Genomic DNA, 26565 nt, shown 5'->3' on the forward strand with positions numbered 1-26565 from the left:
CATCATACTCCTACTCTACCTATCAAACTTATTCGTACCGATCTGCTTAGCTTCCTTATTTTTTGCCGATAAATATCTGCCGCCGGTAAATCGACTTTTCTCAGAGGCTAGAGCCTGATTAGGCATTGGGATAAAAATCGTAAACAAAGGCATGACAGCAGCTAACAGCAAGTCGGCTACAAGGCGAATACCCATAGCTGGATACATTCCAGATGCCAATCCCTTCTCAAGAATTACTCCGGCAAGAAGTCCAGACACGATTCCTCCTAAAGTGAAGCCCTTGGCTATATATTTGTTATCAAAGAATAGTCCTACTGCCAACCCTAACAACGCTCCAATCACAAGCAAGCTCACGACACGAAGGGTTGCATAGAAAAAGCTATGCTCCGTTGCGCCTACTCTTTCCTTTACAAGCTCACGATCCTGACGACTCATATCATAAATTTTACCGAACACACCTGTGATTTGATCTGTGTGTTCAATATCGTAGTAATTGCCATTGGTTTCTTCCGCAATGCGCTTTAACAACTGTGTGCCATCTGCGCTAACAGTACTCATCCCAACTGTATGAACAATGATTTGGGATTGTTTGAATGGCTGAAGAGATTTATCTAAATCCACATCACTATAACCGTCTGACATGAGGATAACCGTGCTATTACCAGGGTTGTTTATCTCACTGTTTATATGGTTTAAAGCGGTTTGCAGTGCCTCTTCTATATCAGTGCCGCCAGAAGGACCCTCATGACTATTCAGCTTTTGTATAACATCATCTCTTACCTTTTGACTGTTCAATAGCACCAAGGGCTGCAGCACGCTCGCTTGTTGATTAAAGGTAATGACTGCTACTCTTGTATTAGCATCCATTCTACGAACCACATCGGCTGCTGATTTAAAAAGCTGATTATCCTTATCGGACTCCTGCATGCTGGAGGAAATATCCAGTAGCATAACAATGTTGTTTGAACCGGACGCCTTCTGAAAATTTGCCCCATAGAAAAATTGTAATAGCATAGCAACTACACCTAGCATGATAAAGGTACTCGGTACAAGCATCTTCCATGAGAACCCGACATAACGCTGTCTCCAGCCCTGCCCGTTTAATCGAGGTGAAATTAATTCAGCTATTAAACACATAAGTCCAACAAATAAAGCATACTGTCCAAAATAAAGTCCCATAACCACCCACTGAGGCAGTTCATTAGACAAAAGGTTTACAATCATTTCGCCTACTACAAAGCCGATTATTCCACCTATCAAGCTACAGAAAACCATGAGCAGACTGATTCTTTTTTGACTCATGACAATTGCCCCCCTCCTTGTCGGCGAAATAAAAAGCCGTTTTCCCGATAGGATTCATAATATTTCCTATTATTGCGGTAATACATGAGGTCTTCTATACCGAAACCACCCATGAGCTTAATTTTCTCAATCCCGCTTTTGTTTGCTTCATGAATGCACCCCTGCTTATAGGTCCGCATTCCCTGCTCGGTTCGAAATACATATTGAACAAAATCATTCGTATAATCAGCAAAAAAGTATTTTTCCTCATATCTATACTTTTGCATAAATTGAAAGACTTCTATATGGACAGATGATCTGCTTTCCAATTCCAAAGCCAAATCTCTGTATAGTTGCTCTCGGGTCAAAACAGTCCTGTTGTCGTAAGCCGCCGTCACATTCGCTCTTGCCAGGAGTTCATCCTCAAAGGAAAGGGAAAACGGCTCACTGGTCATAATCTCTTTACGGCACATGTCACATAGCCGCTGGATCACTTCGGTAACTCCTTTATCTAATAGGAAAGAAATGCTCCCCATGTATCTATCCTCAAAGTAAAAGCCAGTTCCTCGTTTGGCTTCTACTATTTCAATCGATTCCTGTACAACAGCTCCGTAGTATTCCTCTATGTTTTTGTCTAGATAATCTACAGCCTCTCGGATGCTTTTTCGCGACATCTCACTGACCTGTACCTTGATTTCTTCTAGCTGCATGACCTGTTGTTTGAACTTCTGATGAATATCCTCCAATTGTCTTTCATAATCGGTAAGAAGCTCTATTTCCATTTCCAATCCTAAAATCTCATACTTCTTTCCATAAATGACCGGGAAAAAATGCCGAATAAAATTCCGTACACGCTCTTTATCTCGTGTAAAAAGACCTCCCGTTTTTATCTCTTGTCGGTCAACCCTCTGACGATAAAGATCCTCTAGCTGATCCTTGCAATATTCCAGCTGTCGAATTGTATCTCTGATTCTGGAATGCAAGACATTAGCAAGGCTCTTCTTAGCATCATATCCCGAGGTTAATTGGTAGGCAGCATATAATCCGTATTTGGGGTTTTCCAGAATTTCTTCTCTAATAAGCCGAGTGAGCTTATGCTTTTGTTGAGAAGAATCCCGTTTGGAACGCGCGGCAAGCACAAAATTCGTTGCAAAAAAGGTCTGACTGCTATCCTCGAACAATGCTACCTCTGCCTCTTTAAGAGTCATGCTCGTAAGCTCTTTGTAGCTAACGCCCGAAGTCATCAAACCTGTCATCTCTTCTAATTTGCTCTCATCCGGTAAAACTGACTTTACTTTTTGGAGAATGTGTGAGTCTGTGATCTCCAGTCTCTCCAATATTTCTGAAACATCATAAGAGCAATTTTGCTTCAAACGTTCTAGAAAGTGATCATACACCTTTGCAAGTACAGTATGCGCAATAGCGTGAGTCGGTCGCTTTACTTTAGAGAGCCCGGCTGAAGCAAATGTAGGTCGTCCAGTAACCCCGGTAATATTGTGGATAAATTGTGTGCGATTATAGCTTTCACTGCCTTCGTATACTTCTGAATCGACTCGTTTATTGTTGAGCAGCACGATATCGCTAATCAACTCATAATTATCTTCCTTACCGTTATCAATGAACATTCCCTGCTCATTCTTATCACTTAGGATATACACAAGTGAATAAAGCGGAGAACAAGTATGCTCCACAGCCAGCTTCACTCGATCCTCTGTCATCTGAAGATCAGCACAGAATTGGTAATCAGGCTGTTGATATTCATGTAATTCATCCAGGAAGCTAACTCCTATTGACGTAGAAAATCCAAATTCCTGGCCATGGTTCTTTTCCTGTATCAAAACATACAAATCCAACGACACATTTTTAAACACTTCACTAAGATAGTTCTTTACAAGAAGCGTAAATTCCGGTAGCAGCACATTAGCAATATCATCTGCTCTTGTGACTACTGCAATATTCATTTGTTGGTGATAAGCAAACAGCTTCCCCATTTCTGCTACACGAACACTTACCATCTTCATCATTTTATTTAATTCGATCAGCAATGATTCATCTTGATAAAACATGTCATAGAGAGAAGCCCGCATCGTTTTTTTATCAGCAGAAGGCTGCGGCAAGCGGCAGTTATACACATTCGCAAGCTGCAGAGTTTCTTCCGAATAGGCGTGAACATAGAGCACTCCCTCGCTATTTTGCCATTTTTGTTCATTGATAGCATAAATCGCCTGAAGTGCCTCTACGCTCTTATCACCTAAAAAGAGAAAAAGCACAGGGTTCTGAATGCTACGCTGTCCGTTCTCACTATCCAGTTGTTTTTCTAAATCCGACACATAGTGAGTTGCGAACTGTTCAATCAAATCCCTCATGCTTTTCTCCCCTAATTCATTATTGTAATGTTTTGCGCATATCGTTTACTTTCGACCACACTTTTTTATAAAAACGATACATTTCTTCCCCGTTTACATAGTCATCCCGATCGTACTCAAGCTCGTTCTTTGTTTCTTGAAAAGCAGCAGTGATTTCCTCTAGCTTCGTTAACAATTCCTGCGTATCAACTGCTGATGTCATCTGGTCGCTTCGTTTACTCGCTTTGCGTTGAAGAGCAGTCATTTGTTTGCCGTCCAAATTGCGATATTGATTGTAGATAGCAAACTCTACATGCTTGTTCACCTTCATCAGATTGACGAAAGGCTCCCAAGCCTCTTCTTCCTCGTCCTTATCATACACATACAGTGCGCCCTTTTTACAAATAGTACCAGTGTACAGTGCTTCAATGAAACGATTTAGCAGCTCTTCCTCACCTTGAATGGATTGGATGATCTGTTCTAGCTCGCTGATTTTACTCTCGATGTCTTCGTATTTACGCACTTCCTGCTGAAGGAGACGAATAAGTTCCGGAGAGCGAATCAGATTTTCCTTGGCCATCTCTTCGTTGATGCTGCCAAACAAATCCTTTGCATACTCCTGCTCCAATCCCTGCTCCATAAAGCCCTTCAATTCAGTAAGACATCTCTTAATCTCCCCCGGGCTACCTTTCGATGGATCTTTGTCCAGCTTATATTTAGCCAAGAAGGCAGTGATTTCGAACGGCTTGGTAATGATACAGTCGTATCGGTTGCTTGTTTGATTTTCACTGTCTTTTTCGATGATGCATCCAAAACGAACAGCTCTGTCAAATAGCTCGCGAACCTTAGCATTGTACTCTTTTACACGTACATTCAGATACGTTTCTCCCCAAGATTTCTCTGGAATAGGAGATGGTAGGTACGTCCAGTTATTCTTTTCTGATTGTACTAAGTGACGACCGACACCCTCTTTTTCAAGAATGGTTCGTTCATAGCTTTCCTCATACACTTTAAGCGGTGTATAAGCAAACAAAGGAACACCATTTTTTGTATTCAACCAGAAAATGCGATTTTTAACTCCGCTCTCCTTAACTGTAAAGCGAGAGCCGCTGATTGACGTATTTTGATAGTTCTTGATCCCCTTCAAAATAGACGGAGCCTGAAGCGGCACCGAAACAAAGCCCCACGAAGGGAAATTCATATTACCCAGATTATTGCTGAGGTGGAAAACCGGAATAGCTTCTTCATCTAATTTACTAGCTATTTTTCGTTCTACAATACGATCTAGCGTTTCGTCCTGCCCGTATTTCATCAGCAAAAACTCTTCCATGGACATTGTAATCAGGTGGCTGAACTTATCGGATAAAAAGTCTGAAATAGCACCGACGATATCTACTTCCGTTTCCTTGATCCAATGATCGGAGCGCTTCAGCAATTCAGCAGTGAAATCACGTATTAAATCATCTGTATCCTTTTCATCAATGGTGTTTGCGATAACCTTCGCAATATCAGGCACGCTCACAATATTCCAGTAATACGTTTTATTTCCGGTGCGATCCATCTCCTCCCCACCGTTAATGAGGATGTCACCGTTCTTTTCAAAAATTTGATTGAGCGTATTTAAAATCTCCGTAAATACACTGTAAATCCGATTGTTTTCATCACTTAATCGGCGATATAGCTCCTCGTAGAACTCGATCATTTGCTCTAGCTTTTCATGATCAGCAAGAAGCTGGTATTCGGTGATTTTTGCTTCTAAATAGCTATTTTTCTTCTTTTCTTTTGAGATAAAGGCGCTGCGAGCATCACCCAGCTTCTCATTAGCTGTTTCGCGCGCTCCCTCAATTTCTCTTGGGAAGCTCTCTAGGTTTAATTTTAGGCTCTCGATATAAGAGAGTACCATTTTAAGCAAGGAAAAGCCCTTATCGGAATGAATCAAACGCGATGCAAAAAACGGACCTTGCTGTGCATGTAAAAATACTCTTGTAATCAGCTCGCTAAATGTAGTGGTCAGCTCGCCTGGAAGCTGTTTCTTACATTTGATATATTCCTCTCTCGCTTTGGCCAGATAGCCCTGCTCCAGCTCATGATCGATGCTTACAACCTGTTGGCTAATGACATTGCTATAGCTGAGACGCTCACTATTTTCGTAGCCTGGGATAGGTTCTGGAACGCGCTCCTCAAATCTCTTGGAAATCGAATCGATATCGATGCCTAATTTGCGGGCAAATTTTTCTACATCCTCTTGTGTAGGAGCAGCGATAAACATGTTCTCCATCTTTTTAAACAATCGGTATGCCAAATAAGTAGTCATCTCTTCAATCGGCAGTACCGCGGACGAAGCACCTATGACGTTATATTGGTAGTTAGCAGCATATGCTTTTGGCATCTGATTAATGTTGGTACGAATATTACTAATATAATCATGAATCGCAAACTCTTCGCCCGACCGTTTTTCTTCACTTGCCATGAAGTTGGTAATGTTTTCTGCCGTAACATTCATGCAGTAATCGTAGGCATTTTCTAATGCTTTCCCTTCTAGATTTGTTGCCGAAATAAGGTGGCACAAATTGAATGGAGGCATTGGAGAAGAGACGTTTAAGGCGTTGCCGTATTGTTGCTTAAAGCGATCCATACGTTCGTCTGCATTCATCCAATAATCCAGCTCTTTTAACGCAGCATAACCATTTTTCATGATGTAATCTCGCGTATGCGAGCTGAGGCTTTTATTCGACAAATTAACATCTGGTGTAAACAGATAGCCAAGCGAGTTAACCTTATCGACTCCCGCACTGCCAAATTCTCGTTCTAAAATACCGCGAACAATATAGGCAATATCCATGAAGCAGCCACTGCCGGTTCCGCCTGAGATACCCGTTAAGATAAATACGATCAGCTTCTTATTAGTGCCCTCGGTAAGCATCTTAATCTTTTTCTCAAGGGTTTGGACGACCTGTGTAATTTTGGTGAATAACAGCAAACGACCCGCCTGTCTAACTCCTGATGCTCCACTGATTCCATCTGTGATCGTCAGCTCAGGCGAAAGCCAATCCGTAATGTATGGTTCTAAAATGCTTCTGTTCTGCAATACTCCGCCAATCTCCGGATTAGAAAGCAACACAAATTCTGACATAGGATCAAGACCAATACCCTTGTAACGCTTATTGCGATCATGCTCATTTGTTTCAAAGGCGACAAACTCAATATTATCCGGTTTTTCCTTCCGTTTTTTCGATAAAGAATCCACCGGTAGCTTGAAACGTCTGTTTACCTGATATTTTAAACGGAGCAAAGCATCAATCCCCGTTCCACCTAAACCAATAACAAGCATCGGGTTATCAATCGTATCTACACGAATCTTCTCACTGACGATTCCCCCGCCTAAAGATACATCCAACTGCTGAATATGTTCTCTCACAACTGCTCTCATATAATCGATCCTCTCCTAGATGATGTAGTCAATAAAGACTGATTTGTTTACACCAGAAAGGGATACCTTGATTCGATCGTTCTTTTTTAATTCCCTTCCTTTACTTGCATCTAGTACTCTTCCAGCCTTTTCAATCTGACAATCAGATTTGTTTTGAATGATAAGCGTGTCATTTTTGCCTGGTAGAAAAATGATTTTGTCTGTCTCCTGAAACTCTGGGGCAAGCTGAAGCAATTGATGCAATTTCACCTTACCTTTAAAGACATTTAGTTTTTTATACTGTGGACTCGACTTTTCGCCTGTATCCTCATTGATAATTTCGATAGCCATTTGCCCCATAAATCCTTTGTTTGCCTTCTTCCAGATGGACAGTACGTATAAAGCAATCGCAATAAGTAAAATCAGACCAAGAGTACCACCAACCGTCATGACCCATGGAAAAGGCTTTTCTTCCCCTGTTGGGGCAGTTGCAGGTTGCTGTGCTCCCGTTGCCCCTGCATTTGCTGCATTCACAGTAACAGTCTGTGTTTCTCGATAAAAACTGTTATCCTCTGCTTTCACTTTAATCTCGTATTGATGGGAAGCCGGGATTGTAAAGGTCCCTGTAAATCCACTGCCTGTATTCGTTAATTCCATTTCACTTGTTTTGTGGTCTGTTACATCGTTAACGAGCAGCTTTGCCTTCATGCTTTTGTAAAGATCAGTGCTAGTTATTTTTTGTCCATTACTAACTAGTTCTGCTTTAATTTGGATATCATCGCCAGCTTTGTATGTCTTAGCAGGGATCGGCTCCATTGCGAGCTGCACGTCATAATTAAAGATCATGTTGATATCAATCTTATCCTTGGCTGCTCCTTTGACCTGTAGCTTCCAATCTCCCTGCCGGGGTTTTAGCATTTTAATCATGGAATATGCATTTGATTTCGAGAAATGAACCTGATTAGACGGAACTGACACCGGCTTGCCAGACGGATCAAACAGCTTTACCTGTACGGCATTCTTCGACATGATCGAAATATTTGCTTCCAATACATTGGTGTTAGGTATCGAGATTGTTACGTCCTGAAAGGCTCCATTTGAAGTCATGCTTTTCACAGGAACAACCTTCAGCTTTAGATGATTAGCAAAAATCTCGCTGAGAATTTGCGGTAACTTGTCAGCCGTACTTGTTTCAAAGAACTTGCCATTCGTTTCTGCCGCGATCTGTTGCAAAGTTGTTCTGTTTAATTGTCCATCAGCATTAAGTCCTATCGTATAGATAGGGTACCCTTTGCTTTTGGCCATTTGTACCGCATCCTGCAATTTTTGATCAGACATCTGCTGTGTGCGATTGGAATCCTTATTTAAAAAGTTATTTCCATCTGCTAACAGCACAACGATGGGAGAATGCGCCGGGTCATGTCCTGCATCTAAAATTTTTACTGCTTCATCGACCCCTACAGAAATATCGGTGTATGCGCCTTTTTGCAAGCTGTCAATAAAGGCTTTGATTTGCTGCTTATCTTGATCGGATTTAACCTCAATCAGTGCCTTTTCGCGCTCAATTTTATCCGTATATGCGATGACCCCGATCTTATTCCCCTGAATAGAGGTCATATCGACAAACATTTTCATTGCTTCGTTACTTACTTTGTTTTTATCACTTTGGGTCATGGAATTGCTGACGTCTACAACCAACACAGCGTCCATTTTATCTCCACCAGTCTGTGCAAAACCAAACGTGGCACCTGCGGTTAGAGAAGTCAACAGAAGTCCCACGCACAATATATGCTGAAAAAACTTCTTACATTGAAGCATGTTATTGAACCTCCGCTACTTAATTTTTTGTAAAAAATATCCAATATTTTTGAACGACTATTGCAAAGAATATGACTATATGACAAGATTACCACTATATTTTACAATTAAAAAGAGAAAAGCCATGTTAGATCCATATAACGTTATACGGACGTATGTACTATTATGTTACATATTTCGACATTGATATTTGGAGAATGATAGATGATAACTTATATCTTTTTAGCTATTGCTTTGGTACTACTGGGCTATCGCTTTACTCAACTATGGCTATTTAAACGAAAATGTAAAACAGAAGCTGAGATGGATCAGTATCTTCATGCGATGTTAAATAATGAAGGTGAGCAAAAATGAAGACAAAAACTGGTGTTCAATTCAGAAAGACTGTTAAAACAACTCATGCCTTTGAACGTTTAAAATATTGTCCAAAATGTCATTCCTATTCTGTTCTGCGGGATACGGAATGCCCCTTTTGCGAAAAAAACGTAACACTTCTGCCTATCCGTGCTGTCTCAGCAGCCACTACCAGACGACACGTGCAAATTAGCTTTCTTTGGATTGGTCTGTTTGTCTGTCTCGCCGCTATTTTTGCTGATACGACAATGAATTTGGTACTTGCGTGCAGTGGAGGCGTTCTTCTCTTTTTGCTCTTTTGGCTCATGCAGAAGCGGTATGGCTCCTACGAACAAAAGGTTCATTTTGAACAGTTCATCAAAACGGAGCAGGAGAATATTAAAAATGCTCTCTATCGACAGCTAGAGGAAATTGATGCTGATGTAAAGGCAAAAAAATATAAGGATGCCTATGAAAAAATCAGAGAAGTTGGCTACTTTATCGACTCCGATTTGGTAAAAATTCTCAAGGTTAAATATCTCAATCACTTTGTACTACGTAAGGACATGGAATTGGAGTTAGATACGCTGATCCCATCTGATTACAATTATCATTTTATTGCCTATCTGCATGAGGTACTAAAAGTCCAACCGTGGTTAGTAAAACAAGCTGTTGTAGATTATGTTATTTCAAATAAATCGTATATTCTTCAGGAAAGTAATGGGGCGCAAATCCTAGGTCAGGTTGCAGGGGCATCTTTACGAGTACGAGCTCATATAGATCAATATCAGGATTTTATTATTGAGTTCATAGAATATTTACCTAAGGAGCGTTTGATTCGTTTAGCTAAAATGGTGAGTGCCCGTCAAAATAGTCAGTGGGCCAAATTATATGAAGCTACCAAGAGACACGTGGATCAGCACTACTCGTTCGATCCCGAACTGAAAGGATTGCTATGAAGAAATTTATTAGCAAACTACTCCCTGTCTATCAACGTTCACTCTGGATTCGGAACATCCTGCTAATTCTATTCCTGTTAGCTTTAATTGCCATGGGTGTAAAGATTAGATATAGCCTGAAAAAAATCAATTTATACGAAGAAGCAAAAAAGCACTATCAGGAAAGAAATCTGCTTGCGGCCCAAGAAAGCTTCGCTAAAGCACAAGCCATTACTACTATCAGCTATGGCGATGAAGCATGGGATAGACCATTATCCACACTGCGTTCAATTCGCCAACAGCTAGAATCCATCTCTTGGCAGATTCATGCTGCCGCAGGAAATAATCAGGCAGGAGATATGCTAGAGCTGTATACGACCTACCACACCTTTAAACAGCACGCCCTGCAGGAAGAACAGCTATTCGTAGATTTTTTCACACAAGTTTCTGAAGGGCATGCAATCGAAGCGACTTTAAAAAATTACTTTCTTGCTATGAAAAAGACCTATGCGACATCTATGCAGGAAAACTTGAATCAGCAAAATTATCGTGATGAACGCTTTGTTCATTCTTTGGTCGCTATTCCTGATGAATTTTTTGGCGGGGAAAAACAGAAGAAACAGGAGCTCATTTCCCTTTTTCGTTCCTATGATCAAAAAAAATATAGGGATGTAACAAACAGAAGTACCTTTGACCAGGTAATCCAATCAGCCTCCAGAAGCTTACGTGCTTATAAGCAAGTAGATATACAAGGTGATTGGTTACTTGCTTTACTAGAAAAGTATGCTAGCTCCAAGATCAAGCACTCGATTCGCAATAAGGACCTAGACACCTTTATCATGCAGGTAAAGGCTTACCGTCAAATTAGTGACGTGCTACCTGCTGATTCGGAGTCCATCAGCCTGCTTGATCAACATCTCGCCTCTCAGCTAAAGCAAGCGGAACGTTACATAAAAGCAAACCAGTTTGAAAAGGCACGTAACCTGTATCAAAAGCTAAGCGAGCTTCAGGATACATCCCAGCTCGTAACAGAATTAGAAGAACGCTGGACCAAGCATGATCCAATTCGCCTATTGAAAGAGAAATATCCAGATAAAGCGTTTGGAATCACCCTAACAGGAGAGAAACGCTGGGGGTCTGTCGTTTATTCAGCCGGTATTTCAGAGGAAGATCAACATCTTCATTTGGCAGCAAAAATGCCGGATGATCATTCTGTTCTGTACCTAGAGAAGTCTTTTCATACAGACACAAAGCTAAAAAATCTCAGTATTTCAGATGCATTAATCAGTAAAGAGACCCCTGTCCTCATTGTGGAAACAACAGGTAAAAACCGTCTCTCTACATACTATGGATTTGTTCCCGATTTATCCAAAAAAGATTGGGTGAAGCTATTTGAGGTAGAAGCAGATGGATTTACAGCGGAAGGCACAGGCTTCGTAATTCTAGAAAATGCCGAGGGCAAAGGGGAAAAGGAAATAGCATCCTTTAAGCTAGAGGATAATGGACTTGTCTATGAGAAAAAGATAAGGGATTATCTATCGCCGTCCCCCGAAACTGAGCCTGAGGCAGATTCAGACACGGAAACAGATGAGAAAGCCGAATCAGGAACACAAGAAACCTCCCCGCCGGATAATGCCCCAGCCTCTCCTGCCAAAACAGACGGGATGGAAAATGGATCCGCCGAGGATTCCATCAAGGTTTATGCGGGCCCAGGTGAAGAATACGGCGTAATTGGCCAGATCAAAAAGGGTAGTTCCATTGAGGGCATAGCTGATGAAAACGGTTGGTGTCAAATCTCATTTAACGGAAATTCCGGCTGGGTACGCCCTGACCTATCACCGTAAGCGAGTACGTATAGATAAAAAAGCAATTTGAAGCCTAATAAAAACAAGCTGGCAGAGCTAAGATTTCGCCAGCTTGTTTTTGTTTCTATCTTTTTTGCTCCTGCCTTTAGAGAAAAGGTTATCAGTTACTGAATTTTAAATTGAGCCAATAGCTTCTCAAGTTCCTTAACTGTCTCATTCATTTTCATAGAATGATTAGCCATTTCATTTGTAGAAGCCGATTGATCCTGAATAGATTGTACAGTTTCATTTGTAGAACCAGCTACTTGGGTAGCAGTAGAAGATATTTCTGCTAACGACGCATTTATTTCTTCGGTTCCTGCTGACATTTCTTCTGTTGTTGCAGATACCTCTTGAATTTGATACGTAATTTCATTTATTTCTTCCACAATAGCATTGAAGGCTTTGCCTGCCTCATTGGCTGTAATAATTCCTTGTTTTGCCTCTTGCTGTCCTTTCTCCATGACATGAACAGCATCTTTCGAATCCTGCTGGATATAGGTAATCAAATGATTGATTTCACTGGCCGATTGCTTGGATTCCTCCGCCAGCTTTCTCACCTCGTCTGCAACTACAGAGAAGCCTCTTCCAAATTCACCCGCACGAGCCGCCTCAATCGCCGCATTTAGCGCCAATAGATTTGTCTGTTCAGCAATATCGGTAATGGACAACAAGGCTTTATCAATCTGCTGTGTATTTGCCAGCAAACGGCTGATAACAGCTGATGTTTCCTCTACAGAATTATGAATCGTATCCATTTGTGTAATGAATTGCTCCACTACCTGACTGCCTTCTCTCGCCTGTTCCACTGTAGTGATTGCTAATTCAGCAACTGTCGAAGAAGATTCGGCCACTCGCTGTACTCCGGTTGACATTTCATCCATGGCCTTAGCACTTTCCTGAATACTTAGCATTTGTCCTTGCACTTGTCGGTTCATTTCATCAATGGTAACTACAGCGTTACTAGAGATAGCAGAAACATTTTGTGTTTCGTGTAGCATATTGTCTGTTGAAACCATTACGGTGTTTGTTGCTACTTGAACTTTTCCCATCAACTGCTGAAGATTTTCTAGCATTTCATTGAAAGAGGAGACGATGCTTCCCATCTCGTCTTTTGATTCATAGGAGGTGCGAATGGTTAAATCTCCTTGAGCTACTTGTTTCATATCTGCTTCTAGTAGATCAATAGGATGCTTAATCGATTTGCTGACAATATAGCCTATAATACTAATAAAGATAACAACTAGTAAGGCTACAATACCAAACATAAGTATCGTAAAATTGGCCTCCTGATAATTTTCAGTTTGGATTTTATCTGCTTTTTCTTGTAAGTAAGTTAATAATTTGTTAAGAGAAACAATGGCATCTGTTCGAGAAGGCTGAAGCTCGGCTAGGTAATACGTATATGCTTCTGCATTTTTATTTTGACTAGCCAATGAAATTGTTTTGTTTGTAAGATCACGCAGCTTGCCATAGCTAGTGCTAAATCCTTCGTATAATTCTTTTTCCTCCACTGGGATACGGGTGCTTTCCAATTTTTTGATTAAATCATCATTCTCTGCGCGTAACTCCTTGATGATTTTATCAAGCTGGTTGTTCCTTGTATCATCAGTGGTAATCATATATTCCAAAACATTCATATGAACCCTAAAGAAATTCGATTCTAAATCTCCTAACCACTGAATGGGAAGCAAGCAATCCTCGTACATGCCTAAGGCAGCTTCGTCCCCTTTTTTTAATCCGCTGTACCCTAATGACGATAACGCTACAAAAGATAAGATGGACGTTAAAATGATGAGTAATAATTTCGTTCTTATTTTTAAGTTTTGAAATATCCGCATGGGGGTCTCCTTACTTGTAGAAATTTCTAATTTAATTATATAATGCTCCAAACTGAAAACGATACTTCTTTTGAAAAAATTGTTTAATTTTGTCGAAAAACATTAATTAATGTCGATAAATATATTTTTTATCGAAATATTAAGAGTAGCATTATAAAAAAGACACCTCTGATCCTTATTAAAATTGGAATAATGCCCAACCCTTCTCTTTTTATTATCGAACTTTTTATACGAAACATTTATTCTATCCGACAGTTACTTACTGTTTACGGCTTATAAATAGGCATAATGCATGTAACCCTAATAGTTTTTCTGCTATTAGGGTTACACGTTACATTCTTATCTAATTGTCTGTCTTGGTATCATTTAATCAGAGAGCGCTTGGTCAGTATTTATCCATTTGTGGGTATGTAACGGATAATTTCATGTATGCTTACGGTTTATCTTGTAATCTTTAAGTAGTAAAAAATACCAGTAACCAATCTCAACTACTGCAGCTGCACCGAATATTGCCCAAATTTCCCCTGAACAAAGCTTTCGAAAGAAAAATTCAATTTCATTGCCATATCCCCTTGTCAATGCATGTAAAAAGAAAACAATTGGTGCTAGAATAGAAAAAATTAACGTAATAGCTGAAAAAAGTGTATGCTTTTTCTTAATTATGCAAACAATCGCCAGAATGATAGTTATTAAAATGAATAGATAGTAAAGAACCCAAAACCAAAGTGGCATTGTTGCCATAAGCTTTGCTCCCTTCTTAATTATTCACAATCCACGGTATGTTAAACCATTCAGTAAAATGACTCATGTTAAAAGCGTAACGGTTTTCGCGATAATATAGCCTATTTCATAATTATAAAATCTTGAACCTTGATGTCTTCCTTAGGGAGATTAAATAATTGTTCAATTTTTACTGTCGTTATATCAATAATACAGAATTTTCCTATCTTTTAATAGCCAATTTTGACGCAACAGGTATTATGTTTTCTCGATAAGGTTCACACAAAAAATGGACAGGCAATTTTTCCTGTCCATTTTCTTGTTATACACAGCTCAATATTATTTTTCTTGCCTCCATTACTTTTCGCGCAACCATTATTTCTCATTTATCTTCTTTTGGCATTGGCAATGGTACTCTCCAATCCAGCTCATATCTCTTTTCTGCCAGTTCGGAAGTAAGGCTGATCTTTTGCGGAAGTTCTTTCATTTCATAACTTTGCAATTTTATTCGGATATGGTTTCTGCCTTGTTCGTCCTTTCCTAACATTTTAAAATCTCCGCCTGTTACATTGTATATTTTGCCCTTCTCATCTTTTATCGTCCAACCAAAGCGGTGAATAATTTTACGTGTATCATCATCCAGAAAAATCGTATCACCTATATTAATATAGGATACATCCTTTACATAAACATCTAGTGTAACAGTAGCATGCTTCTCATCCTTGGGAGATGCTTCATTTTGAGGTTTGTCAAAGGTTACTGACTTGATCTCAATCGTTTTGCCATCCTCGTCTACTCTTACAGGTTTATCGGCAAGCTGCTTCGGCTCAAATGATATGTCCAGCTTATACGGTTCTGTTTTTACTAAAGAATCTAATACTAGTGTATATTGATGATCTGGAGCCAGAGGAGCAAATCCATACTTCCGGATAGAATGACCATATTTATCTAGATACTTGCGAGGAGTAGCAATCTCCGTACTTAGGTCCTTTACTTTCTCTCCCTTTTCATTTTCAACATGAAAATTCAGCTTATAATCATCATAGCGAACATAAGGGGGAGCTGAAGCTATTTTTCCTTTCACTTGTTTGCTTTCCTGCACTAATCTTTTCTTTGCCTCTTCCGTCCATTTTGTTTCATATTCGACACGCGCAGCAGTCGGTGAATACATCACGCTGTTCAAATTGATTTGAAGTCCCTGCGGTGTTGTATACGTCCCATTCATTGGCAGCACCTTTGAAGCCGTAATTGATTTTTCTAAATCAAAAGGAACCTGTAAGGACCAATCCCCTTTAACAGAGTCAATCTCACTTCCCTTGACTTTCAGTAAAAGCTTCTGTTGTTTTTCTCCCACTGGATTTTTCAGAGTGAGATAGCCGTATTTATCATCGTAATATCCTAATGAATATAATTCGCTAGATACTCTCTTAAATGGATTCCCTTTTAAATCTGTTACTTCTGTATCCCATATACGTATCTTATCAGGATGAATAAAGTTATTCTGCTGATCCTTGACCGAATATACGGCCACAATTCTCATTGGGTCAGCCAATATTTCCTTTATTTCAAAAGTATAGCCCTGATCCGTAACAGAGGCGTTTACCTTCTGCGAAAAGCCCTCCTCTGCTGCATTTTGCAGCTCTTTATTAGAACTGCCTTCAAATAACGACTTTACATAAGCTGCAAATGTGGGTGATACATATGAACCCACCGATACCGTTAACAGCAGAGCGCAGCTGATTGAGACCGGCAATACCAAAGTACCTAGCAGACGCGACCTTTTTCTTTTATAGGCCACGGCCCGGTCAGGCATTACAAAAGCAGGCTGATCCAATTTTTCAGCTACCTTTTTTAGAGTTTGTTCAATCTGTTTGTCTAGATTAGTCATGCATGATCACTCCCATCTCGGTAATTACCTGTGGTTCTTTTTCAGCTTGCATTTTCTCAGCGATGAGTTTTCTGGCCTTATGCAGCCTTGATTTTACCGTACCCTCAAACACACCAAGGATTTTTGCAATTTCAGCTACTCTAAACTGTTCATAATAGTAAAGAATCACTGCGGAACGATGCTTCGGCGTCATTGACTGGATTGCTCGCCAAATCTGTTGTTCTTGTTCCTTTTGCAGAATGCTCTCCAATGGGTTTTGGTCCGGATCAATGGATTCTGCGTATTCTTCCGTGTTTTTCCTTCTACGCACCTGATTAAGTGCCCGATGTGTCACAATTTTCATAAACCAAGCTCGAAACGATGTCCCTTTTCGTTCATCATAGCGATAAAGTGATTGATATGCCTCCCATAGTGCTTCTTGAACAGCATCCTGAGCCAAATGGTAATCATGGACGATTAAAAAAGCGACTCGAAATGCCGCAGTTAAGTGAGGCTGAACAAGTGCTTCAAAACCAACTGAACCTCCTTCTCTAGCTATTGGAAAATGATGATTTTCCTCCATGTAAAAAACCTCCTCGTTTTCCCTGTCACTCCTTATTCACCAGTTCCCGTATTTTGGTTCATTTTAAGGAGAGAAAAATTCCCCCCACTTGCACTGGGGTAAACCGTAATGGGACAATCGATGCAATCTATGTATTCTTTTCTTAATGAAATAATTGATCATTCAGACACTTAGGTGAATCATCAAGATTCGAAAATTGCCGTCCCAAACAACTGTTGCTTCGGCAGGAGACAAGGCTTTCCTTACATAAATCTTTGTTTGCTATTGCTTTCCTGTCAACACTGTACTAAAAAATACGCTTTGTCAAAAACGTTACCAACAAAAAGAAGCGTCAAAGGAACAAAAATGTCCACTGACGCTTCTTTCATATAAGTACAGGAAAGAAATCATTAGTACGATTTCTAAGCTTGTGGCATTTTATTTAAAATAAAGGTCTCAACAACCTTTGCCACACCATGATTCATATTTGTATCTGTTACATAGTCTGCTATTTCCTTAATGTCATCTGGTGCATTGCCCATTGCGACACCAAGCCCTGCAAAATTAATCATGGCAAGATCATTGTAGCTGTCACCGATCGCAATAACCTCTGCTTGTTCAATTCCTAATTTATGAATGAGCTGATGTAAGCTGGTTCCTTTATCCACACCTGCTTCTGTAAACTCCAAGAAAAACGGCTTAGACCGCATTACACTCAATTGACCCTCTAGCTGTTTTTGCAGTTTCTTTTCTACAATTGCTAGTTTGGCAGGCTCGTCCACCATTAGAACTTTTACTACTGGTCGTGTGATTGCTTGCTTAAAGCTTTCTACCTCTTTAATGTTCATTCCCGTAATCTCAGACTCTTTTTGGGTGTACGCAGTCACTGTTTCAGCTACGATATCATCCCCATCATAGGAGAGAATCCCAACCTGCTCGCTTTTACTGATATCATATAGCTCATGTACCGTTTCTACTGGCAGTGTGCTACTAAATAACTCTTCTTTTGTTTTCCAGTTTATAATTTTTGCACCGTTGAAGGACAAAATAAAGCTACCGTACTTTGCCAGCTCTAATTCTTCAGCAATATGCGTCATAGCGTACGTGGGACGACCTGATGCTAGAACTACTTTTACTCCAGCCTCTTGAGCCTTCATTAGTGCAATTTTTGTACGTGTTGAAATGGTGTGATCATCTTGAAGCAATGTATCGTCTAAATCGAGGACAATCATTCTATAATTTTGCATGACAAAACCATCCAATCTAATCTAGTTGTATAAATCACTATAATCATATCATTGATATTGTAATTTATGTGTAAAAAAAGTTAGATGGATGAGTTTGGTTTCATAGACCCAATAGGTTTCCATAAAAAAGAACGCTCCTAAGAGCGTCCTAAGGAGAGATACAATTAAAATCCTGGATCATATACATACTGAATAACATGAGGTTTACTAGCTTCTGCGACATGAGAGAAAGAATCAATAGAACCAATAGAAGTTACCAATGCTAAAGTCATGAAAATCGTTATAATTGCCTTTTTCATCTCAATCCCTCCTACGCTAATTAATTTCTTTATTCTGTATAATCCTATTATATACATCTTGAAGCTTCTGTACCATTTGTAAATCTATAGATTTTTCCATAGAGAAATAAAAGGAGAGAATGCTCTTCATACAGTCATTAATTTCTTGATAAGCATTTATTTTTCCATAGATCTCCATGCTGGCAAGATAACTATCCAATCCTTCTTGATAGGATTTTATCAAGATTTGATAGTTTGCTTTATATTGATAATATAATCCGATTGAATAATATTTATAAGGTGTTTTCGATTCAACCTTCAAAAAGTTATCTTCCTGGGCCACTAACTCTGCAATGGCATCGAACTTTTTCATTTGCAGATACAGCTCGATTAACTCATTTACTGCATGTATTCTTGAATCCTCACTCGTATTTTGTAAGCAATCTAGCAATAATGGAATGGCTGCTTCATAGTCTTTCTTTTTTGCCTTTACGATTGCACCAGTTAATGCTGCGGATTCATGCACAAAATGGAATGTAAATGTTTTATAGGTAGAAAGATGTTTTTCGACTTCTTCATATTTGCCTGATAATAAGAGAGCATTAATCATAGCCAGATAGGCTCTAACCTTTAATTCATTTATGGTGTGATCTCGCAAAAGCCCCATTTTTGTAAGTTCAATACATTGCTGATATTTTTTAATGGCAAATGCGTGCAGACCCATTCTAAAATAAAAAGTGATTTTTTCTTCCTCGGATAAAAAATCTGCATAATGAATAATTTCTTCCCCGATTTTAAAAGACTCCTCTAAGTTTTTGAAATCCTGTCTCTCTATTAGGTATTTTTGCAGGGACGGTTTGGCTATATAGTTTGGGATTCCATGTACTCTCGCATACTTAATGATAGCGCTATAGAGAATAAGTTTAATCTCGTCGCTAGTGATGCTATTGCATAGGTCATAAAGACGTTCTAAAGCCGTATATGTATCTTCTTGGGGATTTTCAAGAATTTTTTGTGCAACCTTACTAATTAGCGTTGTATTAGCTAGTTCAATCATTTCTAAAAGAAGCTCATATAAAATTTCTACACGCTGTTGTATTTCGATATAATTCGCTATTATCTCTTCATATGGCAATACTAGTACAGTAGTGATTGCCTTAATGGTTCGAAGCTCTGGCCTCTTGGTTTCACATGATTCAATTTTAGAGAGTACACCCTTACTAACACCTGACAGCCTTCCCAATTCTGATAAACTCAAATTTGCTTGTTGTCTTTTATTTTTTATTAATTCACCTAGAGAGGAGTAAAGTACTGCTCCTTTTCCTTCCATCATATTCCCACCTTAGGACATAATTTCTCAGGACAATATTCGACAACGGTATTCTGTTCCATTCATTACTCCTCTATAATTCTAGTTTAATTGTATATTATTGTAAATATAAATAAAGATTAGTGGGGAAATTATTGTTAATTAAGTAATTTATTAATGAAAATTAAAGGAAAATTACCCTTTATTTAGTTACTCGCCTCATCTGGTCTTTGCTAATGCTTGTTTTAATCGAGAGTAATGGATTTGGAAAGGTTTACGCTGCCCTTCTTTCCGAATAATACCTTCTGCTGTGAAATCCTGTAATAATCCCGTCACAGTCTCACGAATACTGCCCATCATTGTTGCTAATTCTTGATGCGTAACAGCTATATCAAGCTGAATCCAGCCTTCTTCTTGATGCAAGCTCTCTCCCATAGATATTTTAACTCCGAATTTATCCGATAGTTTATTTAATAAAAATAGAAGCCGTTTTCGAACACTTCCATATGCCATGTATTCAAGCAGCTCCTCTACCTCCTGTATGCGTTTGGACAAAATTTCAATAAACTTTAACGCAATATCAGGCTTTTTTTGCAAAAAATTCTCAAACTCAGTTTTATCGATCATACAGATCAAGGAGTCCTCCCATGTTTGGGCATACAGATTTTCAGACCCTGTTGTAAACGTACCGACTTCCCCAAATATATGTCCAACACCTAATACATCAAGAGTTAGCTCACTGCCTTCGGATGTTATCTGATATAAGCGAACCTTTCCCGATTTGATCAGATACAGAAATTTTTGAGATTGATGAGGGGTTGTAATCAGTGTTCCTTTTTTCATAATTGTAATCGGGGCAACGGGTTCGAGTTTTTCTAATTCCTCTATCTCAAGCTCACTAAATAACTGTATTCTTGATAAATATTTTATTTTCTCCATACAATACCCCCAGAATTTGTAAGTGTAGTCTAGACTACATCTTTTTCAGCAAAACCTGAGTATACTCTCCTCCAAAGACATCCTATCTTACTTATCTTATCAGAGGAGGGCACCATCATGCATTTCACTATTTTACTTTTCCAAATTGTATGTATTGGTTTGTTTTCCATTTCGATTTTCAACAAATTTACAAGTTCAAAAACAATGGTTCAGCATTGGAATGATTATGGCTATCCAATGTGGCTCATGTACGTCACAGCCACTTGCGAATTAATCGGTTTTATTGGAGTAATCGCTTCCTTTTGGATACCGGCGGCCTTGAAGTTTTCGGCTTCTATTTTTATTGTAATTATGATTGCCGCCCTGTACGCCCATATCATTAGAGCGAAGCATAAGCCAATCACTTCACTTCGAGCTGTTATTGTACTTATCTTATGTATCATAGTGGTTTCCGGGTAAAAATTGGCTGTATCTAGCGTATTGCAACGAAAAATTGAAGATTGCACACGTTTTTCGTAACATTGGTTTTTCATAAACCTGCTAATCCTGCTATAATCTCTATTAATAAACAATAAAGCGAAAGTCAGAAGGTTCCGACTTTCGCTTTATTACTTATGGAGGTTACTATGAGATTGCATAGGGGTGAAACTCTATTTCGCCAAGGAGAAACGGGCCCGCTGTACCATCTGAAAAGCGGCCTATTAAAAGTTATTCGGATTCATGAGGATGGAACGACAACTTTGGTAAATATCATTGTGCCTAATGAAATCATCCCACACCATTCTCTTATTAGTCCAAATCCTTATTTCGGTACGGCTATCGCACTTGTCACTTGTGAGATCGAGGTTCTTAATGCGCGGGAGTGGTATCAAAAGCTACAGAATAACCCAGACAGATGCCGAACCATTGCCTTACAGCTTCAGGAAAAGCTCCGCATGATGCAGCATCGGATCGATCAATTAACAGAAGTATCGGCCGCAGATAAATTGCGAAAGCTCCAAGCTTGGTTTGAATTCTATATTGCTCCCACCACTTTGACCGAAGTGCTTACACAGGATGAAATCGGGCAATTTATCGGACTGCGCCGTGAGACTGTAAATAGATTATTGCGTGCTCAATCTGCCTCGAAACCTGATTCGTAGTCCTACAGGCTATCAGCAGGGCCAAAAAACTCAAAATGAATGTCTGCTTCCGCAATTCCGTATTCCTTCAGGGTATGGTACAACACCTTCATGAAGGGAGTCGGGCCACAGAAATAGAAGCTGGCATCTTTAGATGGAACCATTTGCTCTAATGTAGAGATATCTACATAGCCTTCTTTATGAAAAGCGTTTGTTGCTCTGTCGCGGTCAGTTGGTTTGTCATAACACCAATGAACTGATAGTTGTGAGTGCTGGCGAGCTAGCTCTTCTACATGCTCTCTCATCGCGTGCACCCGCCCATTTTGAGCCGCATGAATGAAGGTTACCTGGCGGTTCGGATTCGTCTCTACAAGTGTGTTAAGCATACTAACTAAAGGCGTTAATCCAACCCCTCCGCTGATCAGGACGACAGGACGAGCATCTTTTTGGTCCAAGACAAAATCCCCTGCTGGTGCCGAAAGAAATAAAATATCTCCTTGTTCGACCTGTTCATGCAGATAAACAGATACCTTACCGGCAGGCTGATCCTGCTTGCCATCCTCTCTTTTAACAGAGATGCGATAGTAAGCCTTGCCTGGAGCGTCAGATAAGCTATATTGACGGATATGGGTATTCTTTTCACCAGGAATGTCCACTTTCACACTAACGTATTGGCCTGGTTCAAATCCAGCGATAGCTTTTCCATCCTGTGGAACAAGATAAAAGGAGGTAATAACATCACTCTCTTTTACCTTTCTGTCCACCTTAAATGCTCTAAATCCTTCCCAGCCTCCCTGCTGTTGTTCAGCTTGCTTATAAAACTCAGCTTCCACACCAATAAAGGCATCTGCTATTACACCATACGCCTCTGCCCATGCCTGCAAAATCTCGTCTGTCGCCAGATCGCCAAGTACATCCTTAATCGCAGCAAGCAGATTTTCTCCAACAATCGGGTAGTGCTCTGCCTTAACCCCAAGACTACGATGCTTGTGACCAATCTGCTTTACAACAGGAATAATCGTTTCTAATTTGTCTATATATTGGGCGGCAGCATACACTGCATTGGCTAATGCTGTTTGTTGTCTCCCTTGCTTCTGATTAGCATGATTAAAAATATTTAATAGTTCTGGATGTTTGGTAAACAATAATTGATAAAAGCGTTTTGTAATATCAATTCCGTGTTTTTCCAATACGGGTACCGTAGATTTAATGATTTGAATTGTCTTTTCACTTAGCATCTTGATTACCTCACTTTCGTTTTGCGTGGTATGATCTCAGTATATAGAGTGAGAAATGTCACCCTGTGTGATCGAGATCACTGTAAAAGGCACAGATTTGCGAAGATAATTTCTGCTAGCAAGCTCCTGTATGTACATATTGAATGAATGATGCGTTAATAGCCTCCCATCGTAGCTACTGTCTCTATCATTTACCCGATTATTCAGCTATTTTTGCAGGGAGTGTGAACGGCATGTAGCAGCCAGTTCCTTACTCATGCTTTACTTAATTTATGTGCAATTATAATTGCTTCCCCTTCCTGTTGCCTCTTTTCAATATGACTTCCTCCCCAGTCACACATAAAATCCAGAACTTTGGTAAGTGTTTTCCCATAATCACTTAGGGAATACTCAACCTTTGGCGGGATTTGATTGTATACGGTTCGAATAATAATGCCATCTCTCTCAAGCTCACGTAACTGCTGTGTGAGCATTTTCTGTGTAATATCAGGTATTGCTCGTTTAAGTTCGCTGTTTTTTTTTTTGCCTTTGGCAAAGACGTTCTTTCTAATTTATTCCATATATTACATACTAGCATTAGCAATCAAGCTACGGAATGGCGATTCCTGTATGAATACCTTTTTTGAGGAGAGAAAAAACGGATGAAAACGCTTGTGATTGCCGCACATCCCAATATGGAAATTTCTTGTATAAGAAAGTTCACCGCCGTTACTGAAAAAATGGCTTGACGATGTTTTTACCCATGGATGGGCATATGGTTCTAAAAGGGATAAGCTCAAAGCAAGGAATTAGGTCTGGCTATCTCAGCTGGTGTCCTTCAAGATGATTATCAGGCTGGTGGAGCCAATCAGTTCACTTTGAGTGAATTGACCAAACCTTTTCAGGCAACCTGCTTTTATACAGGCATGACATTTATACCTGCATTTATCATTTACGGTGCTGAGCATCATCTTACAGATGGAGAGGTAGAACAAAGTGCTAGAGATTATGTACGGCATATTCTAAAATCTTAATTCTTCCTTTTCCTATTTCTTTTCTTGCTGTCATCTGACACAATAACAGCCTATTCACCTTTTTGAAGAGTAAATAGGCTGTTTTACTGGTTCTCCATTTGCAAACTATTGAATCTGAGCAAAGCGCACAGCAATATTTTGGGTAATTGTTTTAGAATATGCCGTGCCCGTGATAAGTAAACTGCCTGCTATCAGTTCTGCTAACAGGTTTCTTTGCTTGCGATGCACCTGATGCTGCTCTACTCTATTTCATGAGGAAACAACGGGAGCTCTTGTAAAAATAAAATATCGCTCCGCTCGGCTGCCTCGCCCTCAGCAAGAATTGCCGCTCTAGCTGCCACAATGCCACCGGCTTGAATCACCAAATCCTCAATAGCCTGCAACGACTTACCGGTACTAATTACATCATCAATGATGGCAACACGTTTTCCTGCGATTTCATTGGCGTCCGCTCGGTCTAAACAAAGAACTTGCTTTTTCTGAGTAGTGATTGATTCTACTTCATGAATTAATGGAGTTTGCATATAAGGCTTTGTGCTTTTTCGAGCAACATAATACTTCTTCATTTGAAGCACGCGCGATATCTCATGAATGAGAGGGATACCCTTAGCTTCTGCTGTAATAACCACATCTACTTTAGGAAGCTTTGCCGCAAGAAGCGGGGCTGCTGCTGTTACCAGCTCTGTATCCCCAAGAATGACAAAGCTGGCAATGCTGAGTTTTTCTGTTATCGGAATAATTGGTAAATGCCGAGTAATCCCTGCTACCTCTAGCGTATAAGTCTTTTCCATGAAACTCCCTCCTACATCCCAAATAAGCTGATTAATGCTCTCATCAATAAGCCTGCCAGCATCCCAAAGAACGGATCAGAAATTGAAGTAACCACCATCGTTACACCACCGATCAGGCTAGAGGAAGCCTCGCCACCAGTCAATGCAGATATAGCGTTGGTGGGCACAGTTACAATTGCACCTAACACAAACAGAAATCCAGAGATAGATTCACTAGGAATATAACGACCGATTTTAGGCAACAAGCCAGCTAGAAGAATTGCCGCCATCACTACCATCATCAGGACACCCGAGGCAACAGGATGCGGAGCGCCTGCTGTAGCAGAAATGATCGCTTCAACCGGAGCCCCACCAAATAGAGCCGACACCATATCCGCTACACTGCTGATTACGCTAAGCGTGTCAAGGTTCACATCCGCCTTGGCAATCTCGCCATTAATTTGGCCAAAAGCAATATTTGCGCCAATATTGAGACAAACCATCGCCATAGCGCCTCGCAAAATACCTGCTGAAAATGTTAGTTTTTGAAAAGCAAAACGGTCATTTTCTAGCGGTTTGATAGTATTGCCTTGTTTAAGAAGCAGCGAAATGAGACTAGAAATAAGTACGGAAATCGTAACGGTATAGACCAGATCTCTTGTTACAAAATAGGTGAGTAACCCTGTACTCATCGAAACGATTCCAACAGGCATATTATTGCGAGCCATATCCCAAGAAACACGTGCCAGCATGATACCAACGCCAGCCATCATTCCACTTGTAATGACAGGCCCGATGAAGCTTACGATTTTCTCTAACAAGCCGAATAGACCGATCGTGGCCATAATTGCTCCGCCAGCAAAAATCATAGACAGTCTGTCCCTCATCGTTTTTCCCAGAGTTCCAGCTAATGCAATCGTCTCGACCTGATAAGATACAACGGCTACAGAGCCAGTAATGGCGTTACCAGTGGCACCAATTAAGAACGCTAAAGCTGTAGGTACGGAAGCAAAACCCAGAGATAGTGCTAGTAGACCCTGCGGCAATCCGTTGAGTACGACGCTAAGTGCCGCGATAATATCTTTCCATTCCATTTCTGAAATTCTCCTTCTGTTATATGAAATGAGTTTCACACCTGTAAAATATCATAAAACACGATCAATTTCAAATTAAATATTTAAATAGTTCGTGTTTTAATGTATTTTATATAAAAAATAACTTTTATTATTCGTATTTTAAAGGTAAAACTAGAATTTATTGGGTTGATTATGTATTGACATAGGTAAAATTTTTTTAGCTTTAGGGCATTCAGTCATTCTTGGTAAAAAAATAGCCAGATGAATAACTGGCTATTTCGTGCATATATTACGATTTGCTAGTAGTAACGACTAATAGCTCAGCTAGCCTCATTTTTGCAGAAAAAAGCCCATGATCCCTATCTATTCTAGAGATCACAGGCTTTGCATTTGGTTAGATCCATGAATACCTACTAGATTGTGATACGGTGTTTACCTCAACTCTGTTCGTCAAGGTAAACACCCTGCTCATCCCGAATCAATCAGTAGTTTAAAACGTGAGACGTTACTTAACACATGATTCTCATTTGGAAGTGCACAGATCCCTATCAAATTTTACACCCAAAACTACGTTGTGCTTGTGCCCTTACATACTACCACCATTTGCAAGGATGAT

Annotated in this window: 20 protein-coding genes and 2 pseudogenes; 6 read left to right on the top strand and 16 right to left on the bottom strand. The window is 39.9% G+C overall.

Going from position 1 to position 26565, the window contains the following annotated elements:
* Window positions 1-15: 15 nt before the first annotated feature.
* From QZ995_RS05045 to QZ995_RS05060, 4 genes are read right to left on the bottom strand one after another with little or no spacing between them, the layout of a single operon-like run.
* Entirely contained in the window at window positions 16-1302 is a 1287-nt protein-coding gene (locus tag QZ995_RS05045) for a vWA domain-containing protein (protein WP_301803897.1), read from the bottom strand.
* Window positions 1299-3647, bottom strand: coding sequence for a hypothetical protein (locus QZ995_RS05050; RefSeq protein WP_301803900.1), 2349 nt, complete (start codon window positions 3645-3647; stop codon window positions 1299-1301). The genes QZ995_RS05045 and QZ995_RS05050 overlap by 4 nt, the downstream gene beginning before the upstream one ends.
* Window positions 3648-3666: 19 nt before the next feature.
* Complete coding sequence (locus QZ995_RS05055) at window positions 3667-7056, bottom strand: tubulin-like doman-containing protein (protein WP_301803901.1); 3390 nt, start codon at window positions 7054-7056, stop codon at window positions 3667-3669.
* A gap of 15 nt (window positions 7057-7071) precedes the next feature.
* On the bottom strand, window positions 7072-8853 hold the full coding sequence (locus QZ995_RS05060) for a vWA domain-containing protein (protein WP_301803902.1): 1782 nt from the start codon (window positions 8851-8853) through the stop codon (window positions 7072-7074).
* 204 nt (window positions 8854-9057) lie between these two features.
* Here QZ995_RS05060 and QZ995_RS05065 point away from each other — a divergent pair, with 204 nt between their 5' ends.
* From QZ995_RS05065 to QZ995_RS05075, 3 genes are read left to right on the top strand one after another with little or no spacing between them, the layout of a single operon-like run.
* Window positions 9058-9207 (top strand): hypothetical protein, encoded by a 150-nt coding sequence (locus QZ995_RS05065; protein ID WP_301803904.1) that lies wholly within the window; start codon window positions 9058-9060, stop codon window positions 9205-9207.
* The gene (locus tag QZ995_RS05070; protein ID WP_301803906.1) at window positions 9204-10145 is read left to right on the top strand and encodes a hypothetical protein; all 942 of its coding nucleotides are present in this window, start codon (window positions 9204-9206) and stop codon (window positions 10143-10145) included. Before QZ995_RS05065 ends, QZ995_RS05070 begins: the two co-directional genes overlap by 4 nt.
* The gene (locus QZ995_RS05075) at window positions 10142-11968 is read left to right on the top strand and encodes an SH3 domain-containing protein (protein ID WP_301803908.1); all 1827 of its coding nucleotides are present in this window, start codon (window positions 10142-10144) and stop codon (window positions 11966-11968) included. The genes QZ995_RS05070 and QZ995_RS05075 overlap by 4 nt, the downstream gene beginning before the upstream one ends.
* Window positions 11969-12093: 125 nt before the next feature.
* On the opposite strand, the gene QZ995_RS05080 is transcribed toward QZ995_RS05075, so the two are convergent.
* The 8 genes from QZ995_RS05080 to QZ995_RS05115 all read right to left on the bottom strand — a co-directional run bounded on the left by QZ995_RS05080 (window position 12094) and on the right by QZ995_RS05115 (window position 20731).
* The gene (locus tag QZ995_RS05080) at window positions 12094-13809 is read right to left on the bottom strand and encodes a methyl-accepting chemotaxis protein (protein ID WP_301803910.1); all 1716 of its coding nucleotides are present in this window, start codon (window positions 13807-13809) and stop codon (window positions 12094-12096) included.
* Window positions 13810-14232: 423 nt separating this feature from the next.
* Entirely contained in the window at window positions 14233-14550 is a 318-nt protein-coding gene (locus tag QZ995_RS05085) for a hypothetical protein (protein ID WP_301803911.1), read from the bottom strand.
* A gap of 361 nt (window positions 14551-14911) precedes the next feature.
* Window positions 14912-16417 carry a DUF4179 domain-containing protein gene (locus tag QZ995_RS05090; RefSeq protein WP_301803913.1) on the bottom strand — a complete coding sequence of 502 codons (1506 nt, stop codon included), beginning with the start codon at window positions 16415-16417 and terminating at the stop codon, window positions 14912-14914.
* Window positions 16410-16979: an RNA polymerase sigma factor gene (locus QZ995_RS05095; protein WP_301803915.1), complete on the bottom strand. Its 570-nt coding sequence runs from the start codon at window positions 16977-16979 to the stop codon at window positions 16410-16412. Before QZ995_RS05095 ends, QZ995_RS05090 begins: the two co-directional genes overlap by 8 nt.
* Window positions 16980-17380: 401 nt before the next feature.
* A complete protein-coding gene (locus QZ995_RS05100) occupies window positions 17381-18205 on the bottom strand; it encodes a Cof-type HAD-IIB family hydrolase (protein ID WP_301803916.1) in 825 nt (274 codons plus the stop codon).
* Window positions 18206-18369: 164 nt separating this feature from the next.
* Window positions 18370-18504 (bottom strand): hypothetical protein, encoded by a 135-nt coding sequence (locus QZ995_RS05105; RefSeq protein ID WP_003342937.1) that lies wholly within the window; start codon window positions 18502-18504, stop codon window positions 18370-18372.
* A 16-nt stretch (window positions 18505-18520) separates the two neighbouring features.
* A complete protein-coding gene (locus QZ995_RS05110) occupies window positions 18521-19816 on the bottom strand; it encodes a helix-turn-helix domain-containing protein (RefSeq protein WP_301803920.1) in 1296 nt (431 codons plus the stop codon).
* Between the two features lie 195 nt (window positions 19817-20011).
* A complete protein-coding gene (locus QZ995_RS05115) occupies window positions 20012-20731 on the bottom strand; it encodes a Crp/Fnr family transcriptional regulator (protein WP_301803922.1) in 720 nt (239 codons plus the stop codon).
* Between the two features lie 117 nt (window positions 20732-20848).
* Between QZ995_RS05115 and QZ995_RS05120 the strand changes: the two genes are divergently transcribed.
* Both QZ995_RS05120 and QZ995_RS05125 read left to right on the top strand, forming a co-directional pair.
* Complete coding sequence (locus tag QZ995_RS05120; RefSeq protein ID WP_301803924.1) at window positions 20849-21190, top strand: DoxX family protein; 342 nt, start codon at window positions 20849-20851, stop codon at window positions 21188-21190.
* Between the two features lie 167 nt (window positions 21191-21357).
* Window positions 21358-21873, top strand: a complete 516-nt coding sequence (locus tag QZ995_RS05125) for a Crp/Fnr family transcriptional regulator (RefSeq protein WP_031412678.1) — start codon at window positions 21358-21360, stop codon at window positions 21871-21873.
* Window positions 21874-21875: 2 nt separating this feature from the next.
* Here QZ995_RS05125 and hmpA read toward each other — a convergent pair whose 3' ends face one another.
* Complete coding sequence (hmpA, locus tag QZ995_RS05130; RefSeq protein ID WP_301803926.1) at window positions 21876-23090, bottom strand: NO-inducible flavohemoprotein; 1215 nt, start codon at window positions 23088-23090, stop codon at window positions 21876-21878.
* A gap of 254 nt (window positions 23091-23344) precedes the next feature.
* Window positions 23345-23620 (bottom strand): annotated as a pseudogene (locus QZ995_RS05135) (winged helix-turn-helix transcriptional regulator); the annotation flags it as partial.
* Window positions 23621-23786: 166 nt separating this feature from the next.
* Between QZ995_RS05135 and QZ995_RS05140 the strand changes: the two are divergent.
* Window positions 23787-24103 (top strand): annotated as a pseudogene (locus QZ995_RS05140) (NAD(P)H-dependent oxidoreductase); the annotation flags it as partial.
* A gap of 239 nt (window positions 24104-24342) precedes the next feature.
* On the opposite strand, the gene QZ995_RS05145 reads toward QZ995_RS05140, so the two are convergent.
* Window positions 24343-24894, bottom strand: coding sequence for a phosphoribosyltransferase family protein (locus QZ995_RS05145; protein WP_301803929.1), 552 nt, complete (start codon window positions 24892-24894; stop codon window positions 24343-24345).
* 11 nt (window positions 24895-24905) lie between these two features.
* Complete coding sequence (locus QZ995_RS05150; RefSeq protein WP_301803930.1) at window positions 24906-25967, bottom strand: NCS2 family permease; 1062 nt, start codon at window positions 25965-25967, stop codon at window positions 24906-24908.
* Window positions 25968-26565 lie beyond the last annotated feature (598 nt).

It is taken from the genome of Brevibacillus laterosporus, assembly GCF_030489605.1.
Lineage (GTDB): Bacteria > Bacillota > Bacilli > Brevibacillales > Brevibacillaceae > Brevibacillus_B > Brevibacillus_B laterosporus_E.

Bases quoted from the DNA above. Each gene is read 5' to 3' on its own strand.
- QZ995_RS05060 (WP_301803902.1), bottom strand. From the start codon at position 8,853: ATGCTTCAATGTAAGAAGTTTTTTCAGCATATATTGTGCGTGGGACTT.
- QZ995_RS05145 (WP_301803929.1), bottom strand. From the start codon at position 24,894: ATGGAAAAGACTTATACGCTAGAGGTAGCAGGGATTACTCGGCATTTA.
- QZ995_RS05150 (WP_301803930.1), bottom strand. From the start codon at position 25,967: ATGGAATGGAAAGATATTATCGCGGCACTTAGCGTCGTACTCAACGGA.
- QZ995_RS05050 (WP_301803900.1), bottom strand. From the start codon at position 3,647: ATGAGGGATTTGATTGAACAGTTCGCAACTCACTATGTGTCGGATTTA.
- QZ995_RS05100 (WP_301803916.1), bottom strand. From the start codon at position 18,205: ATGCAAAATTATAGAATGATTGTCCTCGATTTAGACGATACATTGCTT.
- hmpA (WP_301803926.1), bottom strand. From the start codon at position 23,090: ATGCTAAGTGAAAAGACAATTCAAATCATTAAATCTACGGTACCCGTA.
- QZ995_RS05125 (WP_031412678.1), top strand. From the start codon at position 21,358: ATGAGATTGCATAGGGGTGAAACTCTATTTCGCCAAGGAGAAACGGGC.
- QZ995_RS05070 (WP_301803906.1), top strand. From the start codon at position 9,204: ATGAAGACAAAAACTGGTGTTCAATTCAGAAAGACTGTTAAAACAACT.
- QZ995_RS05080 (WP_301803910.1), bottom strand. From the start codon at position 13,809: ATGCGGATATTTCAAAACTTAAAAATAAGAACGAAATTATTACTCATC.
- QZ995_RS05120 (WP_301803924.1), top strand. From the start codon at position 20,849: ATGCATTTCACTATTTTACTTTTCCAAATTGTATGTATTGGTTTGTTT.
- QZ995_RS05075 (WP_301803908.1), top strand. From the start codon at position 10,142: ATGAAGAAATTTATTAGCAAACTACTCCCTGTCTATCAACGTTCACTC.
- QZ995_RS05095 (WP_301803915.1), bottom strand. From the start codon at position 16,979: ATGGAGGAAAATCATCATTTTCCAATAGCTAGAGAAGGAGGTTCAGTT.
- QZ995_RS05065 (WP_301803904.1), top strand. From the start codon at position 9,058: ATGATAACTTATATCTTTTTAGCTATTGCTTTGGTACTACTGGGCTAT.
- QZ995_RS05115 (WP_301803922.1), bottom strand. From the start codon at position 20,731: ATGGAGAAAATAAAATATTTATCAAGAATACAGTTATTTAGTGAGCTT.
- QZ995_RS05045 (WP_301803897.1), bottom strand. From the start codon at position 1,302: ATGAGTCAAAAAAGAATCAGTCTGCTCATGGTTTTCTGTAGCTTGATA.
- QZ995_RS05105 (WP_003342937.1), bottom strand. From the start codon at position 18,504: ATGAAAAAGGCAATTATAACGATTTTCATGACTTTAGCATTGGTAACT.
- QZ995_RS05085 (WP_301803911.1), bottom strand. From the start codon at position 14,550: ATGGCAACAATGCCACTTTGGTTTTGGGTTCTTTACTATCTATTCATT.
- QZ995_RS05090 (WP_301803913.1), bottom strand. From the start codon at position 16,417: ATGACTAATCTAGACAAACAGATTGAACAAACTCTAAAAAAGGTAGCT.
- QZ995_RS05110 (WP_301803920.1), bottom strand. From the start codon at position 19,816: ATGATGGAAGGAAAAGGAGCAGTACTTTACTCCTCTCTAGGTGAATTA.
- QZ995_RS05055 (WP_301803901.1), bottom strand. From the start codon at position 7,056: ATGAGAGCAGTTGTGAGAGAACATATTCAGCAGTTGGATGTATCTTTA.